Source organism: Paenibacillus sedimenti, assembly GCF_014534655.1.
Classification (GTDB): domain Bacteria; phylum Bacillota; class Bacilli; order Paenibacillales; family NBRC-103111; genus Paenibacillus_E; species Paenibacillus_E sedimenti.
In genome coordinates this window covers 185919-202574 of the sequence record NZ_JACVVD010000008.1, presented here as the reverse complement: position 1 = coordinate 202574, position 16656 = coordinate 185919, and the positions used below count along the sequence as shown (strand labels likewise).

Sequence of the window (16656 nt, the reverse complement as noted above, 5' to 3'; positions counted from 1 at the left end):
CATACATTAATAGGGGTTGTCTAAAAAGTCCACTTTGATAACGGAGTTATTCAGGATGACGATTCGGCATCGAATCTTGAACGAATACGGGAAGTCCGGTACTCACGTAGCAAATCTCTACGCTCCGTTCCTCCTTCTCCGCATTACGTCCAACCTTCTCGGTTCTGAAAGCGCACTTTTAAGACACGAATTTATAAGTAAGAGTTTGTCCTTTGGGACATTTCCGGAAGGGAAGCGATATGGACATGTACAGCTTTTGGGCCAATATCATTGTTTATTTTTGCATTGCATTTGGGGTCGTGTTTGGCGGGAGTATGCTTAGCGGCATAGCAGCTGTGCTGACCCTCCAATCCCCGACGGAAAAGATGCTGACCATCGCCGAAAACATTAAAATTTGGGCCATGGTGGCAGCTGTTGGCGGAACGATCGACCCTATCCGCTATATTGAGAGCCACGTTGCGGAAGGCCATTTGAACCCGGCCATTAAACAGATCGTGCTGATTGTCGTCGCCTTTATCGGCGCCCAGATGGGCACTTCGCTCATACAAATGATATGCAAGGGAGGCAATCAGCCTTGAGGGTTCCTCCTTTTGCCCGTTATCAGCGATTCCTCGCGAGCTGCGGGCTTCTGCTTTCCGGAGCCATCATCGGCAGCGCCGTTTATATGAGCATCCACCAGCATACCTATAACCAGCTTTATGTGCAGATGCATAAGTATTTGGAGGAGAACCGCGATCTGCGTTCGGATATTGACAATTTAAATAAAACGCGCAATAAGCAAGCTTTGATCAATGTCGTTAACGTCTATTTACTGCCCAAAGATCAAAATGAACTGATCAGCGAAGATATTCAAAAAGAAATCGAAGGCGATGTAAAAAACGAGCTTAAGCTCGTCATCGGCCAGAAAGCCGCTTATGTGAGGGATGCCAGACCTCTGTACGAAAGGCTTATTACCCAAAGGATCTATACCTTACATGATAAAAAATATATCGTTGAAGTCCGCTCGATCGTTCTGATTCAAACCGAGCTGACGATTTGGATTACAGCTGAAGAAAAACGCACCTGAACAAAGTCCCCGAAAGTGACCTTGAACCTTCTGAACCGCTAAGACGGTCGGGCAAGGTTTTTTTGTTTGTATTTTCGGCAGCGACGGATTGCAATATGATGTTAAAATCGCTAAAGTAGACAATAAACCTTCATAAAAAAGGACGGTTCCCACTCATGTTTTGGATTCAAATCCTGTTATTCGTTCTCATTTGTATTACGCTGGCAGTTTCCGTGTATTTCAGCTTCCGTTCCCGCCGGGAAACGGAGACGGCCAAACGCGGGTTATACGCGGCTCGCATGAATATTTGCATGGGACTCATGCTTATTCTCATTGCCGTCACACAGCTGTTCTTCTTTAGCGAATCCAGCTTTCGCCGCATCTTCGGGACAATCTGCGTACTGCTCGGCTTATTCAATTTGTTTGCCGGCATTCGCAACCATGGTCACTTCGACCGCATGCTGCGCTAAATCACTTGCGCCGTTAACATCGCTTTGGAAACTAACGCGCCGGCATGATAAATTTCTACATCGATTTTGCCAAATTTACGGCTCACCTCTATGATGGTGGGTCGTATTTCTATTTTTGAATCAATTTGCAGCGGCTTTACAAAATAAGTCGACATGTTATCCATGACGAGATCGCCTTTCTTGTGTTCCTGGACGATGCGATATGCGGCCTGAGTCATCAGCGTAGTGAGAACGCCTTCGGAAACGGTCCCTAAATGATTCGTCATCTGCGGGGTAATCACGCCATGGAACAGAAGGGAGCCCTGCTCGTCCCGCACCTCTTCGAGACCGGACCAGATCAAATCCTCGAACGTCTCGCCGTTCTGCGGCTGCTTCTGAATATACTGCATCGCTTTCAGCACATCGGTGCGATTGAGCACGCCAAGCATTTTGCGGTTTGCATCGACGACCGGCAGCAGTTCAATGCCTTCCCAAACCATCGTATGAGCTGCAGAGGCAACCGAGGTTTGAGGGGTGACCGTAAGCGGGCTGCGAGTCATCAGCTTATCCACCGTTTGCATGGAATGGGCGCCTACCATATCCTTGGAGGTGACGACACCGATAATGCGGTTCCACTCGTCTACAACGGGAAACCGGCTGTGCCCTGTCTCCTCTGACAAGCGCTGCCAGTCTTTCAATGTACTGTTCGCTTTTAGCGCGAATAGCGAAGCACCTGATGCCAGTATGTCTTCAACCAGCAGGATTTTCTTCTTGATCAAGCGGTCATAAATGGCTCTGTTGATCATGGAAGCTACGGTAAACGTATCGTAGCTGCTCGAAATAATCGGCAGCTCCAGCTGGTCTGCAAGGATCTTGACCTCAGGGCTCGTATCGAATCCTCCGGTAATAAGAACGCCCGCACCTTGTTCTAACGCGCATAAATGCGCTTCGTTACGGTTCCCGACAATGAGCAGGCTGCCCGCTTCGATATAACGCATCATCGCATCCTGTTCCATGGCGCCGATCACGAATTTATGGAGCGTCTTGTGGAGACCTCTAGAACCGCCTAGCACTTGGCCATCTACCATATTCACCACTTCGGCAAACGTCAGCTTATCGATGTTCTGACGCAGTTTCTTCTCTACCCGCACGGTACCGATTCGCTCCTTCGTGCTGACCAGCCCTTGATTCTCCGCCTCTTTGATCGCTCGGTACGCCGTTCCTTCGCTTACTTCCATGTTTTTGGCGATTTTCCGCACAGAAATGCGGCTGCCCAACTTCAAACTCTCAATATGACGTAAAATTTGTTCGTGCTTCGTTAATGCATCCATGGCCTGTGTGTCCATCTGTTACACCCCATTCGATTCATTCTGTACTAATCTGTATTATAAGTATAATTCATTTTATGGGGCAAGAACAATGAGAGCTCCTGGTAACGAAAAAATCCAATCCAGATGGATCGGATTCATGCAAACATGTGTTCCTAATCGATTATAGCATACATACGTTCCCAGATAAAGTGCATACAAAGTTTAACTTCGTTTGGAATCGATGGGCATTACGTGGCATTAAGAACAATGGTCGTTATTAGAGTCACACGGTTCTATATTAGTGTACTGGGGACGCAAATGTAGAAAAACTGCCAATTACTTGGCAGTTTGCTGGGATTATACGCTTATTTACGAAATTGAAGTAATTTCCGGCGGCCCTGGAGCGTTTGCTCCATTTGCCATTTTTTCATCCGATTGATCCGCGTAAGCTCTTTGCGTTTTTCCTCATCTACACCAAGAATATGGTGAAGATGCGCAGCAATGACTAAAAGCGCCATAGCGATCCAAACCACACTAAAGATCATCGGCAACGTCAAGCCATCTGTGAATTCTAATTGAGGTACCGAGTAGAATAACATACCTAGCGCCAAGCTCATAAAAACGACATTCCTGAAGCCTTTCAAAATAGCTGCACTCCTTTCGCTCTAACAAGTTTCGTCATCCTGTCTCTTGCTTACTCCATTGTATGAGACAAGTTCTCGTTTTATGAGCCGAAAAAGGAGCTGTACCGGCTATATCTATCAATCGATCTCGAATCCTTGCATACGAAGGAACGATTTCATGTGTTCGCGCGGGCGCAGCGCCTTGGCCGCCATCTCTTTGGACCAGGTCGTATCCACTTTGCCAAGGGTACGTTCCTTCATATACTCGCGAATCGTTTCGTCGTAGGCTAGAATCGCGTCAGAATTATCCGTATACCGATTCTCGTGGTATACGGCTTCACGCGGGAGCCGCGGGCGGTGCAGCGGCTCCTGGTCCGGCATGCCGATGCACATGCCGAAGACCGGATACACCAGCTGCGGCAAGCCGAGCAGCCGGGATACTTCGGCGGGATTGTTGCGCAGCCCGCCGATATAGACGACGCCGAGGCCGAGCGACTCGGCAGCTACGGCTGCATTTTGCGCAGCTAATGCAGCATCAACCGTGGCAACGATGAAGTTCTCAGCGTTGCCGGTAACCGGAGTGTCCGCATGAAGGCGGACAGCCTTCTCGTAACGGTGCAGGTCTGCGCACCACACGAGGAACAGCGGACACTCGCTGACGTAGGCCTGATTACCTGCAAGTACGGCCAACTGCTTCTTCAGTTCAGCATCGGTGACCCCGATGACGCTGTATGCCTGCATATTACTGGAGGTAGACGCAGCTTGCGCAGCCGCCAGGATCGCGCTCAACTGCGCTTCACTGACTGGATCGCCCGTAAATTTGCGAATTGAGCGATGATTTTGCAATAAAGCAATGATTTCGTTCATGTTTTAACAACCTTTCTTTTCATAAAATAAAGGAAGTCTCCACATGTATGGTAGACAAACTCTAGTATACGACTTTTTTATTTATTTTCACAAAACCACAAGACCCAGCGGTCCTTTTCAATCAATAGGCACTTGATCGCGCAGCTGGCTGATTCCATAATCGTAACAAGAATTCGATATGGTTGTGATTCTCCGAAACCGCTGAATGCAGGCGGGAAAGAGCCTTTAGAGATCAGTCAAGAAAAGCTCGAATTCGGGCTTAAAGTACGTCTTATCTTCTCACAGTCTAGCCCACTCAAGGCCGCAGAAAGCGTCCACCGGGGATTCTCCGCGAAACGGCTGCTTGCCAACCAGACAATGAACAATCGCCTTTTGTACCGCTAAAGTAGCGTTATATGCGTTAATCATTGTTGGCATAGACGGGAGCTCATAGAGCGTATACGGATTTCCCAGCGAGATAAACACGGTCGGTACCTGTATAGGGTACCATTTGAAAATACCTCCTGTTTCATGTGGAGAAAGGCGCATCGAGTTTTGCATGAAGCCAGGCGATTTCTGGACAAGAAAGACAACGGCATCGATTTCATTATTCTCTTCCTTAACCTCATATTCCCGGAGCACGTTGAAGCCTTCCTCGCTCAGTATTCGGGCAAATTCGTCGCCAGTTGCGGCCTTATCGGCAAAGAAGGACGCCTCATCCGAAGCGGCTAAAAGTAAAATCCGTTTTTGCTTTTCCGGCGTTAGAGGGAGCAGGCCCTGGGTATCCTTGACCAGCGTTACCGATTTGACGGCAATGTCCTCGGCCAGCTGCAAATGGGCGGCAGAGCCTACCGCATCAAGCTCCCTCTCTTCCTCTTGGGTCAGGTGCAGACCGAGCGACGCTTTCAGCGCCAATATTCTGGTGACCGCTTCATCTAGCCGCTCCTCCGTAAGCACACCGTCATGAACGCCCTGAAGCATAGCCTGAAAATCATCATGCATATCATTCGTAAACAGGAACATGTCTACGCCCGACGCAATGCATTGCGGAATGATATCTTTACGCCGTCCAAAGCTCGTCATGCCGATCATCGATGTGGCATCGGATACGATTAGCCCGTTAAACCCGAGCTCTTCCCGCAGAAGCTTCGTGTTCAATTCATGTGATAAGGAACCCGGCGTATGCTTAGTTCTTACGTCTGTAATTCCCAGTTCTTCATAATAGCTTGGCAGTGCGATGTGAGCGCTCATAACGGTTTTGACCCCGTTCTCGAACGCAGATTTATATACGCGCCCGTAGGTCTCGCGCCACTCTTTCATTGATAACGTATTGATCGTCAGCACCTTGTGCTGATCCCTGTCATCCATTCCGTCGCCAGGCCAATGCTTCACACAAGCCGCCATCCGGTTGTTCTTCTGAATGGCTTCCATGACCGGCAATGCCGTCCGTTCAACGACATCCGGCGTATCGCCGAATGCGCGGATGTTGACGATCGGATTCTGGCAGTTGTAATTGATGTCCACGACCGGACCATACACCCAATTGAAGCCCATGGCATATCCCTCCGCTTCGATTGCGGCTCCAAACGCTGCTGCGAGGTTAGCATCATTCGCTGCAGCCAGCTGCATGTTCGAGGCAAGATTAGTTCCATCATTCGCCCCGCCTTGTCCCCCATTCTCCAAATCGCCGGAAACGAGCAGCGGTACTTTACTGCGCTTTTGCAAGTCACGAATCAAAGCCGCCTGATGCTGCTTATTGGCATGAGGGGAAAATCCAAACACATGGACTCCCCCTGGGCGGATACCGAGCAAATCCGGTTTTGCCCCGGTATCAAACGGAAGATCTACGGTAATAAACAGTTGGCCCGCTTTCTCTTCCAAGGATAGTCCCTGTAAAGTTTCGTTGACCCACTGAACCGCTTCGTCATTCAGATTAAACGGTTTGGCTTTCAGGTTTATCATGCGTTTCTCCCCTTTTATCGCGTAGTGACGTTTACTTTACCTTCCGAGATGGCGTTCAACTTCCTGATATCGTCCGCAAGCATGTCCTCGGTGTAATTCCCTTGTCCAAAGCCAACCATAGCGCGCAGCGGCATATATCTCATCATCGCAAGCAGCATGTCCGGGTTATCCTCCAATAGAGCGTCAAATCCGAATCTTCCTATATATGCTTTCGCCGTATCGGCCGTTAACGGATTTTCCATCAGGTCGCCGATCGTTGTGTTGCGATGATACGAAACGGGAAGGGAGACAGAAGATTCGACCTCAATCGTCGTGTGAAGTATGATATCCCGTGAAGATTTTCCGACTAAGAGGTCAAATGCGCCGCTTTCCACGTGCCAATCTCCGATCTGAACATTGTAGTAAGCGAACGCACGCTTATCCAAAACGAAGGTAACTGTCTTTTGTTCACCAGGCTGCAGCTCGACTTTTTGGAAGCCTTTCAGTTCTTTTTGCGGTCGGATAACGCTGCTTTGTACGTCTTTTACATAGAGCTGAACGATTTCTTTTCCGGCACGTTCCCCTGTATTTTTCACAGTCACCTGAACGGTAACGGTCTCATGATCCTTAATCGCTGATCGATCTGCCCGGATGTCGCTGTATTCGAATTGGGTATAGCTGAGACCGAACCCGAAAGGGAAGAGAGGCTCCATCTCTTTCGTATCATAATAACGGTAACCGACAAACAGGCCTTCCTTATACTCCGCCTTGTCTCCCTCGCCTGGGAAATTCAAAAATGACGGAGTGTCGCTCAGTTTTACCGGGAACGTCTCCGCAAGCTTGCCGCTCGGGTTCGCTAGGCCAAAGAGCAGGTCTGCTACCGCGCCGCCGAAAGCCTGTCCCCCCAGGTAACCTTCCAGCACTGCTTTCGCTTTGCCGATCCAAGGCATGACAACCGGGGACCCGTTGCTCAAAACAACGACAAGGTTGCTTTGAACTTCAGCGACGGCTTCGATCAGCGCACGGTGGTTGTCCGGGATGGACAAATGAGTGCGATCATATCCTTCCGATTCGTAACGATCCGGCAGACCGATAAAGAGAACCGCCACATCCGCATTTGCCGCTGTTTCCCTCGCCTCCAGAACCAGAGCTTCATCGATTTCGTCGCTATCCAGCTTGTAGCCTTGGGAATAGACGATTTGTGCGGCGCCGCCTGCGATAGCCTTCATATCTTCAAACGCATCATCCAGCTTGGTCGGATTCACATGGGAGCTGCCGCCGCCCTGGTAACGCGGGTTTTTGGCAAATTCACCGATGACGGCAATTTTGCCTTGTTTGCGAAGCGGCAGAATATTCCCTTCATTCTTAAGAAGCACCATGCTTTCATGCGCAGCTTCCCGTGCCAAACTGTGGTGAGCGGTCGCATCGAAACTAGCGTCAGGCTTGCTGTTATCCGCTGCTTTAAAGATGAAGGACAGCATTCGTTCAACCGCAAGGTTCAACGTTTCTTCCGAAAGCTCCCCGCTTCTTACGGCCGCTACAATTTTTGCATCGCCGACTCCGGCGCTTGACGGCATTTCCAGCTCCAGTCCGGCCTGTAGAGCCTTAACGCGCTCGTTCACCGCACCCCAGTCTGAAACGACGAAGCCCTCGAAGCCCCACTCATCCCGTAAAACCTTTGTCAGCAAAAACTCGTTTTCCGACGCATACTCACCGTTGACTTTGTTGTAAGAGCACATCACACTCCACGGCTGCGACTGTTTAACCGCGCCCTCAAAGCTGGCCAAATAAATTTCTCTAAGCGTCCGCTCGTCGATAACGGCATCAACGGACATTCTCCGATGCTCCTGGTTATTGGCGGCAAAGTGCTTAAGCGAGGTGCCTACACCCTGACTTTGTACGCCTTTAATATGATTCGCCGCCATTTCGGATGAAAGGTACGGATCCTCGGAAAAGTATTCGAAATTTCTGCCGCACAAAGGCGAACGCTTAATATTGGCTCCAGGACCGAGCAGAACGGATACGTTTTCCGATTGGCATTCCTTCCCCAGTGCCTCGCCCACCTTGCCGATCAATTCCCGGTTCCACGAAGAGGCCATTCCTGCCGCCGATGGGAAACATGTAGCAGGCACGCTGTTATGCAGGCCAAGATGATCGGCGTCCTGCTTTTGTTTTCTCAACCCATGCGGACCATCTGTCACCATTAGCGATAAGATCCCGAGGCGCTCTACACCTTTCGTATGCCAAAAATCCAATCCCGAGCACAACCCGGCCTTTTCCTCCAGCGTCAATTGAGAAATTAAATCTTGAATCTTTGCATTCATAGATTACTCCTCCAAAGTCTAAGGTTAGTTTTAAAACCGTTTGCTTAACCATTTCATCGCTAATTCGACCCATATCTCACAATGTGGATTCACATGTGCAGGCTCAGCGGCGGTCGTTTCATTGCTTAACGACAAACCGTGCACCCCGCTCTCAAACACGTGAAGCTCATAAGGTACTTTATGCTTCGCCAGTGCGGCAGCTAATCGCAATGCGTTGGCAGCATAAACTAAGGCATCATCCGCGGTGTGCCAAATATACGTCGGGGGCATATTCGAAGTCACATAATTGACCGGGCTGCGTTTTATCAATTCTTCCGGTTCGGGGTCGGCCGTTCCGAATGCCGCTATATTAACATGGGCCTTTATCCCTCTTGCCGCCTCGCTCTGATCCGCATCCGCTTCTTCTTTCAACAGAATATAGTCAATAAGTGGATAACCCAAAATAAGTGCGCTAGGCTTTAAAAGGTTTTTATCGGCTTGCAGCATTGCCGTTACAAATTCATCCTGCCAATGGGCGCCCAAACTTGCTGCCAAATGACCGCCCGCGGAAAATCCGCAAACGGCAATCTTGTCTGTATCAATGAACCACTCGGCTGCCTGCTGCCTCACCGTTAGTATCGCTTTCGCCAAATCAAACAAAGGCTGCGGATGCTTCGAATTTGGATTGCCTGGTAGCATATTCTGAAAATCCGGCCTACTTGTATAATGCGTTGTATAACGCAGCACGAAGACATGATAGCCTTGCGCGGCAAAACGTAAGGCGACAGGCTCCGCTTCTCTGTCCGAGGTCCACAGATACGCGCCTCCCGGACATACAATGACTGCCGGCCGGTTCCGATTCGTATTGAATTCCTGAGAATTATCAAGTAAATAAGCCGTCAGGCGGACTTCATTATTGCCATCCCACAGTTGGATGTTCTTCACTTGCTTTCTCCTACACCCCTTATCAAAAAATGAGCACATAGCTAAAGCTCTTATGAAAAACCGTACCCCACCTTTTGTAGAGTACGGTTCCGTAACCTTGTTCCTTATTTACCTGCAGTTTTAGCCCATGCATCAATCTGCTTTTGCTTTTCAGCGATGATCTTGTCGAGGCCGGCAGCCTTCAGCTTCGTATTGAATTCTCCGATCAGAGCCGGATCCAAGGTTCCGCTTTCAAGACCTACTTTATATTGATTCATGACGTTAGTAGCGGCAGCAAGCTCTGTTTTTACCGGATCTACGTTGAATGTAAAGCCGACTGCTTTCGATTTAACCGCAGCGTCATTATGCTTTTTCATCAGTTCCCAGATTTTCGAATCTGTGCCTTCCCAAACATAAGTCAAGAAGTTATTGCCGACTTCCCACTGGTTAAATTGGTAGCCGCTTTGTTTGACGCCATCCGGAAGCTTAATGATGTTATCCGCTTTTTTCACATAATGCTTGCCTTCAATACCAAGTGAGATCAGGTTGGCAATATCCTTATCGGTGTACATCAGGTTCATGAATTGCATCGCTCTTTCAGGATCTTGGCTGTTTTTAGTAATAGACATCATAAAGCTTGTGATCGAAACGGATGTTTGCAGGGGCTTCGTCAAACGTACCGCAACCATTTCCTTGCCTGTCAAATTTGTTTCCTGCGCCTCAAAGCCCGGTTTCATGTTGGAAGTGTAAGAGAATGCCTTGCCTGCTTTAACCAGGTCTTTCCCGCCTTCTTGCGAAGTTGCGATATCCTTCATAATATAACCGGCTTGATACCATTTACGAGCCATTGCGACAGCATCTGTAAATTCTTTCGTTTCAAAGAGATTCACGATTTTCGTGCTGTTACCCGGATCAGCGATGACACCCAGATTGTCGCCTAAAGTATCCACGATAGAATTGTACATATTAGTACCCGGCATTAAGCTATTGGCCTGTTGAACCAATGGCGCCATACCTGGCTCGTTATCTTTGATCGTCTGGAATACCGGCTCCAGATCGGCCCAGGTTTTGATTTTGCTCAAATCAATCTTGTATTTGTCAACCAGATCCTTCCGCATGATCAAACCGTTGTCAGACCCGATATCTCTTAAACTTGGAACGCCATATACTTTACCGTCGATTTTGGAGCCGTTTATCAAGTCCATTCCAACTACGTCGACAAGGCTTTTTCCATAATTCTTCAACAGATCATCAAGGGGCTCCAATTGGCCTTTGGCAACCTGGCTTCCGAAGTTACCGATCAGAGAGGAGGAAACCATTAAATCGAGCTTTTCGTTTCCGGCCAGCATCAGATTCGTTTGCTGTTGCCAAGCTGAGATACCGATAGGTATCAGTTTAACGGTAGCATTGATTTTCTCTTTGGTGATTTTACTGATTTCCTCTGCTACCAGGTTCGTATCCGGCATATCGTTCAGCTGCAAATACGCCATTGTGATCTCATAAGGCTTGGAATTAGCCGGTTTTGCGCTGTCAGTCGCCGCTTTGTTTCCTTCATCGCTGCCGCTGCTTCCGCAAGCAGCCAACAGGGTACTCGATACAAGAAGAACGCTTATTAATCCACTAGCTTTTTTCCATTTCTTTTCCATGGTTGTAATCCCCCTAATTAAGCAAAGTATAAAGTCTGATCTATGCTAATCGAATCCGTAGATTCAAGTATAGCCTCGAGTCTTATCCTTTTACAGCGCCAATCGTAAGACCTTTTACGAAAAACTTCTGGAAGAACGGATAAGCGCAGAAGATCGGAATGATTCCGATGACGGCAATCGCCATGCGCACCGATTCCGCCGGGATGTTAGCCGTAGCTTGCGATGTATTTGTCATATTGCTTCTCTGGATAAACTGAAGGTCGGTCAGCATTCGGTTCAGCATATTTTGAATACTGAAGAGCTTGCTGTCGGTTACAAAAATCAACCCGTTAAACCAGTCGTTCCAATACGATATGCCCAGCATAAGTCCTATCGTTGCCAGAATCGGCAGAGATAACGGGAGTACAATACGGATAAAGATTTTAAATTCGGAAGCGCCATCAATGTAAGCCGATTCAATAATCGCCGGCGGAATCGAGGTGCTGAAGAACGTCCGGATCAGCAAAATGTAAAAACCGTTTGTGAGCAACCCAGGAATGATAAGCGCCCAGATCGTGTTTTTGATGTGGAAAAATTCCGTATAAATCAGATAAGTCGATACAAGCCCGCCATTAAAGAGCAAGGTGAAGAATACGAGAAACGACATGACTTTACGAAGCGGCATATCACTCCGGGATAAGGGGTACGCAAGCATGGTTGAGATCGCGAGGCCCACCGCCGTTCCGAAGAGGGTGATAAATACGGTAATCCCGTAGGCCCGGAACAAAGAAGAGGCGCTATTCATCATAAATCTGTAAGCATCCAGGCTTAACGCACTCGGAAATAGCGAATAGCCTTCGTTGATAATGGCCTTCTGGTCAGTAAATGAAGCCATGATGAGCAGAGCAAAAGGGAAAATGCTCACACAGGCCAAGACAATAAAGAGCAGGTTGACTGCATATTGGTTCATGTGGTTCGATTTCATCAAAACATGCTCCTTTCCTTTTAGAATAAAGCTTGATCCGGGCTTTTGCGGCGAATGATAAAGTTGGACACAAGCACAAGCACGAATCCTACGACAGACTGGTAAAACCCTGCTGCTGAAGACATTCCGATGTCGCCCAAGGTCATTAACCCGCGGTAAACATAGGTATCGATAACATCTGTAGTCGGCTGAAGCGGACCTGAATTTAACGGAACTTGATAGAATAAGCCGAAATCAGAGTAGAAGATACGTCCGATACTTAATAGAGCCATAATAACAATTGTCGGCGAAAGCAGCGGAAGTGTTATCGTCCTGATTTGCTGCCATTTGCTCGCACCGTCCAATGTAGCAGCCTCATAATATTCATGATCGATTCCGACGATAGCTGCCAGGAAGATGATACACAAGTATCCGACGTTTTTCCAAATATTCACGATCGTCAGGATAAACGGCCAATATTCCGGTTCCGAATACCACGAAATTGGCTCGATCCCTAACAGCGGTAAAATATGATGATTAATGAAACCGTTCTCCACATTCAACATGGCAAGTGCCAAATATCCGACAATAACCATCGAAATCAGATAAGGAAGCAAAATTACGCTTTGGTAAAAACGGGACATGAAGCGGTTTTTCACTTCATTCAGCAAAATCGCTACGGCAACGGCTAAAGCCAAATTTATTACAATGAAAAATCCGTTGTACAAAATCGTATTTCGGGTAATGACCCAGGCATCGGCCGTTTTAAACAAATATTCAAAGTTTTTAAAACCCGCCCAGTCGCTTCCAAATATCCCTTTGCGGTAGTTAATGTTCTTGAATGCAATGATAACCCCGAACATGGGGAGATAATTGTTAATGATCAAATATATCATTCCAGGCAAGACCATTAGAAATAGTGCTCGGTACCGCTTGAATATTTTCCAGGCTTTGAGCATTGCGCTTGGCTGCTTAACGACTGATGTTCGTTCGTAGATCACTTCCGTTTTTGTGTTCATGCCGTTGTCCTCTCCTTTTCTTACTATAGCTTTATTATAGATGAGGACGGTTAAAGGCTCTCCCTACTAATACGACTTGATAGTTTAGGTTTTCCGACTTTTTATATGAAAAAAGACTCCACGCCCTGTTGCATAGGGGTGAAGTCATTTTAATATTTCCCGCACTGCTTTCTGTATTCATTGGGGGTCATACATTCTGCTTTCTTGAAAATGGTTGAGAAGTAAGAAAGATTCGAATAACCTGCTGATAAAGCTACTTCGATAACGGGTAAATCCGAACCCGCAAGCAATTCCTTGGCGTATTGGATCCGCTGCTGCTGTAAATAGTCGGAAATCGATATGCCTGTTTCCTTTTTAAATACGCGCGTCAAATAATCAGGGTTTAAAAATACGTAGCCTGCAATATCTTCCCTGGATAAATCCGATTCGGAAATATGAGCCGCCACATACTGCTTTACTTTATCGACTACGGACATGCTTCCTTCGGTCGAATGAATCTGGTTCATGGCCACCTCGATGACGTATTGGACCCAATCCTCCAAGGCGGTTATCGATCTTAACACCGACTCCGGCTTTTCCGTGAGCAAATTCGCTGCAAACACTTTATTCGCCTCGAGTCCCTTCATTTGAAGTACAAAGAAGAGCATTTGGAGAAAAGACTGATAAAAGCTGTGCAAGAGCGGGGCGTCGACTCCTTCTCTTGCCTCCCTTAACGATTGAAATAATAACTTAACCTCATTCAGCAGCTTTTCTTTTGCCCCTTGCTTCATCCACTCCGCCCATACCGTCATGGATGGAAGCGTGATTACGAATTCCGCTTTTTTTGCCTCGCGAAGCAAAATGGTTTCATTGACCCTTGAAACATTGTCCCGGTCTAATCCGTTCAATCTATTCATCATAGGAACTACTTCGTGAAGTGAAGCCGGTTCTCCGACGTAACAGCAAAGATCACAGTAGAAGTACTGGTTGCAGGATTGAATATATTCCTCGCACATCTCCCGAAGCTCACGGATTTGCCGTTCGGATTTGCTAGGCATCATGATTAGCAAGCTTCCGCTCTCCGGTGAAAGAATCGCTGCATGCTCGCAGATTTGTGTGATTTTTTCCTCCGCAGCATTCCTTAATGCGTATTCCATGATCCGTTCATCCCGTTGACTCAGACTCTTATACCAACGCCTGACGCGAATCAATATGACGATAAACCGCTTGGATTCCAATGGCATTAGATCATATTTCAATAAGTGCTCCCTTATTTTTTCCGGTGTGGAGGGAATCGATTGCCGGATCAGATCCTCCCAGAAGCGTTCTTTCATCACGGGCTGATGGGATTCCCACAGCCGGTAATAGTGCTTATAGGTTTCTTCGAAAGATAAAAGCTGTTGATCTTTATTGATTTTGGCCAGCACCTTCCGAATCACGTCTTCAAGCTCCCCATAATCCACAGGCTTCAGCAAGTACTCAAAGCTGCCCAATTGGATCGCACGTTTGGCATAGGAGAAATCCGAGTGACACGTTAAAAATATCGTCTCCGTTCTCGGATAATGCTCTCTGACCCACCCCAGTAAATCCATCCCGGTGCCCTGCGGCATTTCAATATCACAAATCATCAGATCGACCTTGGAGGAAGCATAAACCTCTTGTGCCTGCTTCATACTATGGGCAGTTTGAACCGAATCAATATGGAGCTTTTCCCAGTCGACGCCGACCTGTAATCCTCTCACGGCATGTACTTCGTCATCCACAATTAAAATATTCACGATTTTTCTCCCCTCCCATCATGAGATGCTGCAGGAATGCGGATCCATACGCCCGCTCCTTTGCCTTCTGTATGATAGAACCCGATAGCGGCTTTATCTGAATATAGCAAATGCAGCCTTCTTTTGACATTCCAGATTCCGATATGCTCCCCATCTTCGTTAGGCACATCCATGTTTCCCTGCAGCAATTCCAGGATGTGATCCGGGAATCCCGCTCCCGTATCCTCGATGCGGATCGTTACCCATTGTTTCTGCTCGTCTTCCTCCAGATTTACGCATACATCAATTTGAATCGGTTCATCCATATTGACCGCATGTTTAATCGAATTCTCTACCATCGTCTGTATGACCAGCGGAGGAATCTGCAGCGATTGAACAGCTTCCGGCGCGTCGATCCGATAGGTTAAAATTCCCGGGAAACGCAGCTCTTGAATTCGTAAATAGTTTTTAGTATGAAGCAGCTCATCCTTTAGGGTCACTAAATAGGAATTGCTCCGGAACATAAACCGGAAATAGGTAACAAGACATTTGGTCATCTCTTGTATTAGCTTGAAATCTTTTACCGTTGCCAGATTGTAGATGATATTTAGCGAATTCAAAAAAAAGTGAGGATTGATCTGCAGCTGCAAATGCTTGAGCTCCGCATGCTGATGCATTAATTTTTCTTCATAAACGTTTATTTTCAGATCTTGAATTTCAGTAATCATACGGTTAAAGGTATCGTTCATGATCCCAAACTCGGTAGAGGTCGGGTACTGCCCAATTCGGGAGTTCCAACGGCCTTCGCCCAATTTCCGCATGGCCTGGATGATCCGATTGATCGGCAGCAGGAAAACTTTTCTCATATAAATAATGAATAGCAGCAAGAATACGATAGCCCCTATCGAAATCATGGATGAAATTCGTTGTAGGTAAGGCAGGTTCTCCAAAGCGGTTTTCTCGGGGATTAAGGCGAACAAATAAAAGTTGCCTTTATTTGACGGTTCTCCCATGACCATATAATCTTTTTTCTTACCTGAGAGCGTATAAGAATCTGCGTTAAAGTCCAATTGAATGCCTTTTTGGGCGATCAAATCCCCGTGACTCATCGGTTCCAGACGATCAGAAGCTAAAAGTGCCGCGCCGTTTGATCCCAGATTTATGAATTGAAGAGGGATGATAAGCTTCTTTGCATCCACCCATGCCCCGACATATACATTGCCGGTTTTAATGACATGATATACATAATGATTTCCTCCAGACTGCCAAGTAAACCATCGATAAACATTTGGAGCCACTGTGCTGTCCTGCAGCATCCTTACGATCTCTTTGGCCACCTGATCACGTTCCGCCAAACCGCTGCCGAAATTTTGCGTCATTAACAAATCCTTGTTCATCCCGGAATAAATAAAAAACAAGTCGACTCCCTTGTAATAACCGACATTGTCGTTTAGCGTTTGAAATAGCCGAAGTTTAGCTTTCATATAATTATTTTCGTTAGCGTCCCGGTCCGTATCCAAATGCAGCAAATCCAAGTTCGTCTGCGATAAATTGATCAAAAAATTGTCCACTTCCTGCAAATTGCGGTCGATCTGCCCCATATACAGGCTGAGCATGTTTTTATTGGATTGGGCCACCTGGTTTCGAACGACTTGGGTTGAGTAATAGTTGATCACAAGCAGGACGATGATCAGCGGAACGATCGTAAACAACAATCCCGAGAAAAGCTTGACCCGCAAGGAATTCAGCCATAATTTCATTGGTCGCATGAAGACGCTCTCCTTAGTTCTTAGGTGATAAGTCTCCTTATTGTACAACGAGGCAGGAGCAAAATCACCCTGCAGCAAGAAAAGACCATTCCCAGCATGAAG

General features: G+C 47.3%; 14 protein-coding genes. 3 read left to right on the top strand and 11 right to left on the bottom strand.

Features of this window, described 5'->3' with window-relative positions:
• Nucleotides 1–245: 245 nt before the first annotated feature.
• From ICC18_RS21765 to ICC18_RS21755, 3 genes are all read left to right on the top strand, one after another.
• Nucleotides 246–578 (top strand): YtrH family sporulation protein, encoded by a 333-nt coding sequence (locus tag ICC18_RS21765; protein ID WP_188176556.1) that lies wholly within the window; start codon nucleotides 246–248, stop codon nucleotides 576–578.
• Entirely contained in the window at nucleotides 575–1066 is a 492-nt protein-coding gene (locus ICC18_RS21760; RefSeq protein ID WP_188176555.1) for a sporulation membrane protein YtrI, read from the top strand. Before ICC18_RS21765 ends, ICC18_RS21760 begins: the two co-directional genes overlap by 4 nt.
• 155 nt (nucleotides 1067–1221) lie before the next feature.
• On the top strand, nucleotides 1222–1515 hold the full coding sequence (locus ICC18_RS21755; RefSeq protein WP_188176554.1) for a YtpI family protein: 294 nt from the start codon (nucleotides 1222–1224) through the stop codon (nucleotides 1513–1515).
• On the opposite strand, the gene ICC18_RS21750 is transcribed toward ICC18_RS21755, so the two are convergent.
• From ICC18_RS21750 to ICC18_RS21700, 11 genes are all read right to left on the bottom strand, one after another.
• Entirely contained in the window at nucleotides 1512–2840 is a 1329-nt protein-coding gene (locus tag ICC18_RS21750) for a DRTGG domain-containing protein (RefSeq protein WP_188176553.1), read from the bottom strand. The genes ICC18_RS21755 and ICC18_RS21750 overlap by 4 nt on opposite strands.
• Before the next feature lie 329 nt (nucleotides 2841–3169).
• Nucleotides 3170–3448, bottom strand: a complete 279-nt coding sequence (locus ICC18_RS21745) for a hypothetical protein (RefSeq protein WP_188176552.1) — start codon at nucleotides 3446–3448, stop codon at nucleotides 3170–3172.
• A 117-nt stretch (nucleotides 3449–3565) separates the two neighbouring features.
• Nucleotides 3566–4294 carry an oxygen-insensitive NADPH nitroreductase gene (gene nfsA, locus ICC18_RS21740; RefSeq protein ID WP_188176551.1) on the bottom strand — a complete coding sequence of 243 codons (729 nt, stop codon included), beginning with the start codon at nucleotides 4292–4294 and terminating at the stop codon, nucleotides 3566–3568.
• 279 nt (nucleotides 4295–4573) lie between these two features.
• The gene (locus ICC18_RS21735; RefSeq protein ID WP_188176550.1) at nucleotides 4574–6235 is read right to left on the bottom strand and encodes a glycoside hydrolase family 3 protein; all 1662 of its coding nucleotides are present in this window, start codon (nucleotides 6233–6235) and stop codon (nucleotides 4574–4576) included.
• A gap of 14 nt (nucleotides 6236–6249) precedes the next feature.
• Nucleotides 6250–8538, bottom strand: coding sequence for a glycoside hydrolase family 3 C-terminal domain-containing protein (locus tag ICC18_RS21730; protein ID WP_188176549.1), 2289 nt, complete (start codon nucleotides 8536–8538; stop codon nucleotides 6250–6252).
• Between the two features lie 30 nt (nucleotides 8539–8568).
• Nucleotides 8569–9462 carry an alpha/beta hydrolase gene (locus ICC18_RS21725; protein ID WP_312029576.1) on the bottom strand — a complete coding sequence of 298 codons (894 nt, stop codon included), beginning with the start codon at nucleotides 9460–9462 and terminating at the stop codon, nucleotides 8569–8571.
• Between the two features lie 104 nt (nucleotides 9463–9566).
• Nucleotides 9567–11087: an ABC transporter substrate-binding protein gene (locus tag ICC18_RS21720; RefSeq protein WP_188176547.1), complete on the bottom strand. Its 1521-nt coding sequence runs from the start codon at nucleotides 11085–11087 to the stop codon at nucleotides 9567–9569.
• Between the two features lie 82 nt (nucleotides 11088–11169).
• Entirely contained in the window at nucleotides 11170–12054 is an 885-nt protein-coding gene (locus tag ICC18_RS21715) for a carbohydrate ABC transporter permease (RefSeq protein ID WP_376745656.1), read from the bottom strand.
• Between the two features lie 17 nt (nucleotides 12055–12071).
• Complete coding sequence (locus tag ICC18_RS21710) at nucleotides 12072–12989, bottom strand: ABC transporter permease (RefSeq protein WP_223192768.1); 918 nt, start codon at nucleotides 12987–12989, stop codon at nucleotides 12072–12074.
• A gap of 209 nt (nucleotides 12990–13198) precedes the next feature.
• Nucleotides 13199–14806 (bottom strand): response regulator transcription factor, encoded by a 1608-nt coding sequence (locus ICC18_RS34610; RefSeq protein ID WP_188176544.1) that lies wholly within the window; start codon nucleotides 14804–14806, stop codon nucleotides 13199–13201.
• Entirely contained in the window at nucleotides 14803–16554 is a 1752-nt protein-coding gene (locus ICC18_RS21700; protein WP_188176543.1) for a sensor histidine kinase, read from the bottom strand. The genes ICC18_RS34610 and ICC18_RS21700 overlap by 4 nt, the downstream gene beginning before the upstream one ends.
• Nucleotides 16555–16656: the final 102 nt, after the last annotated feature.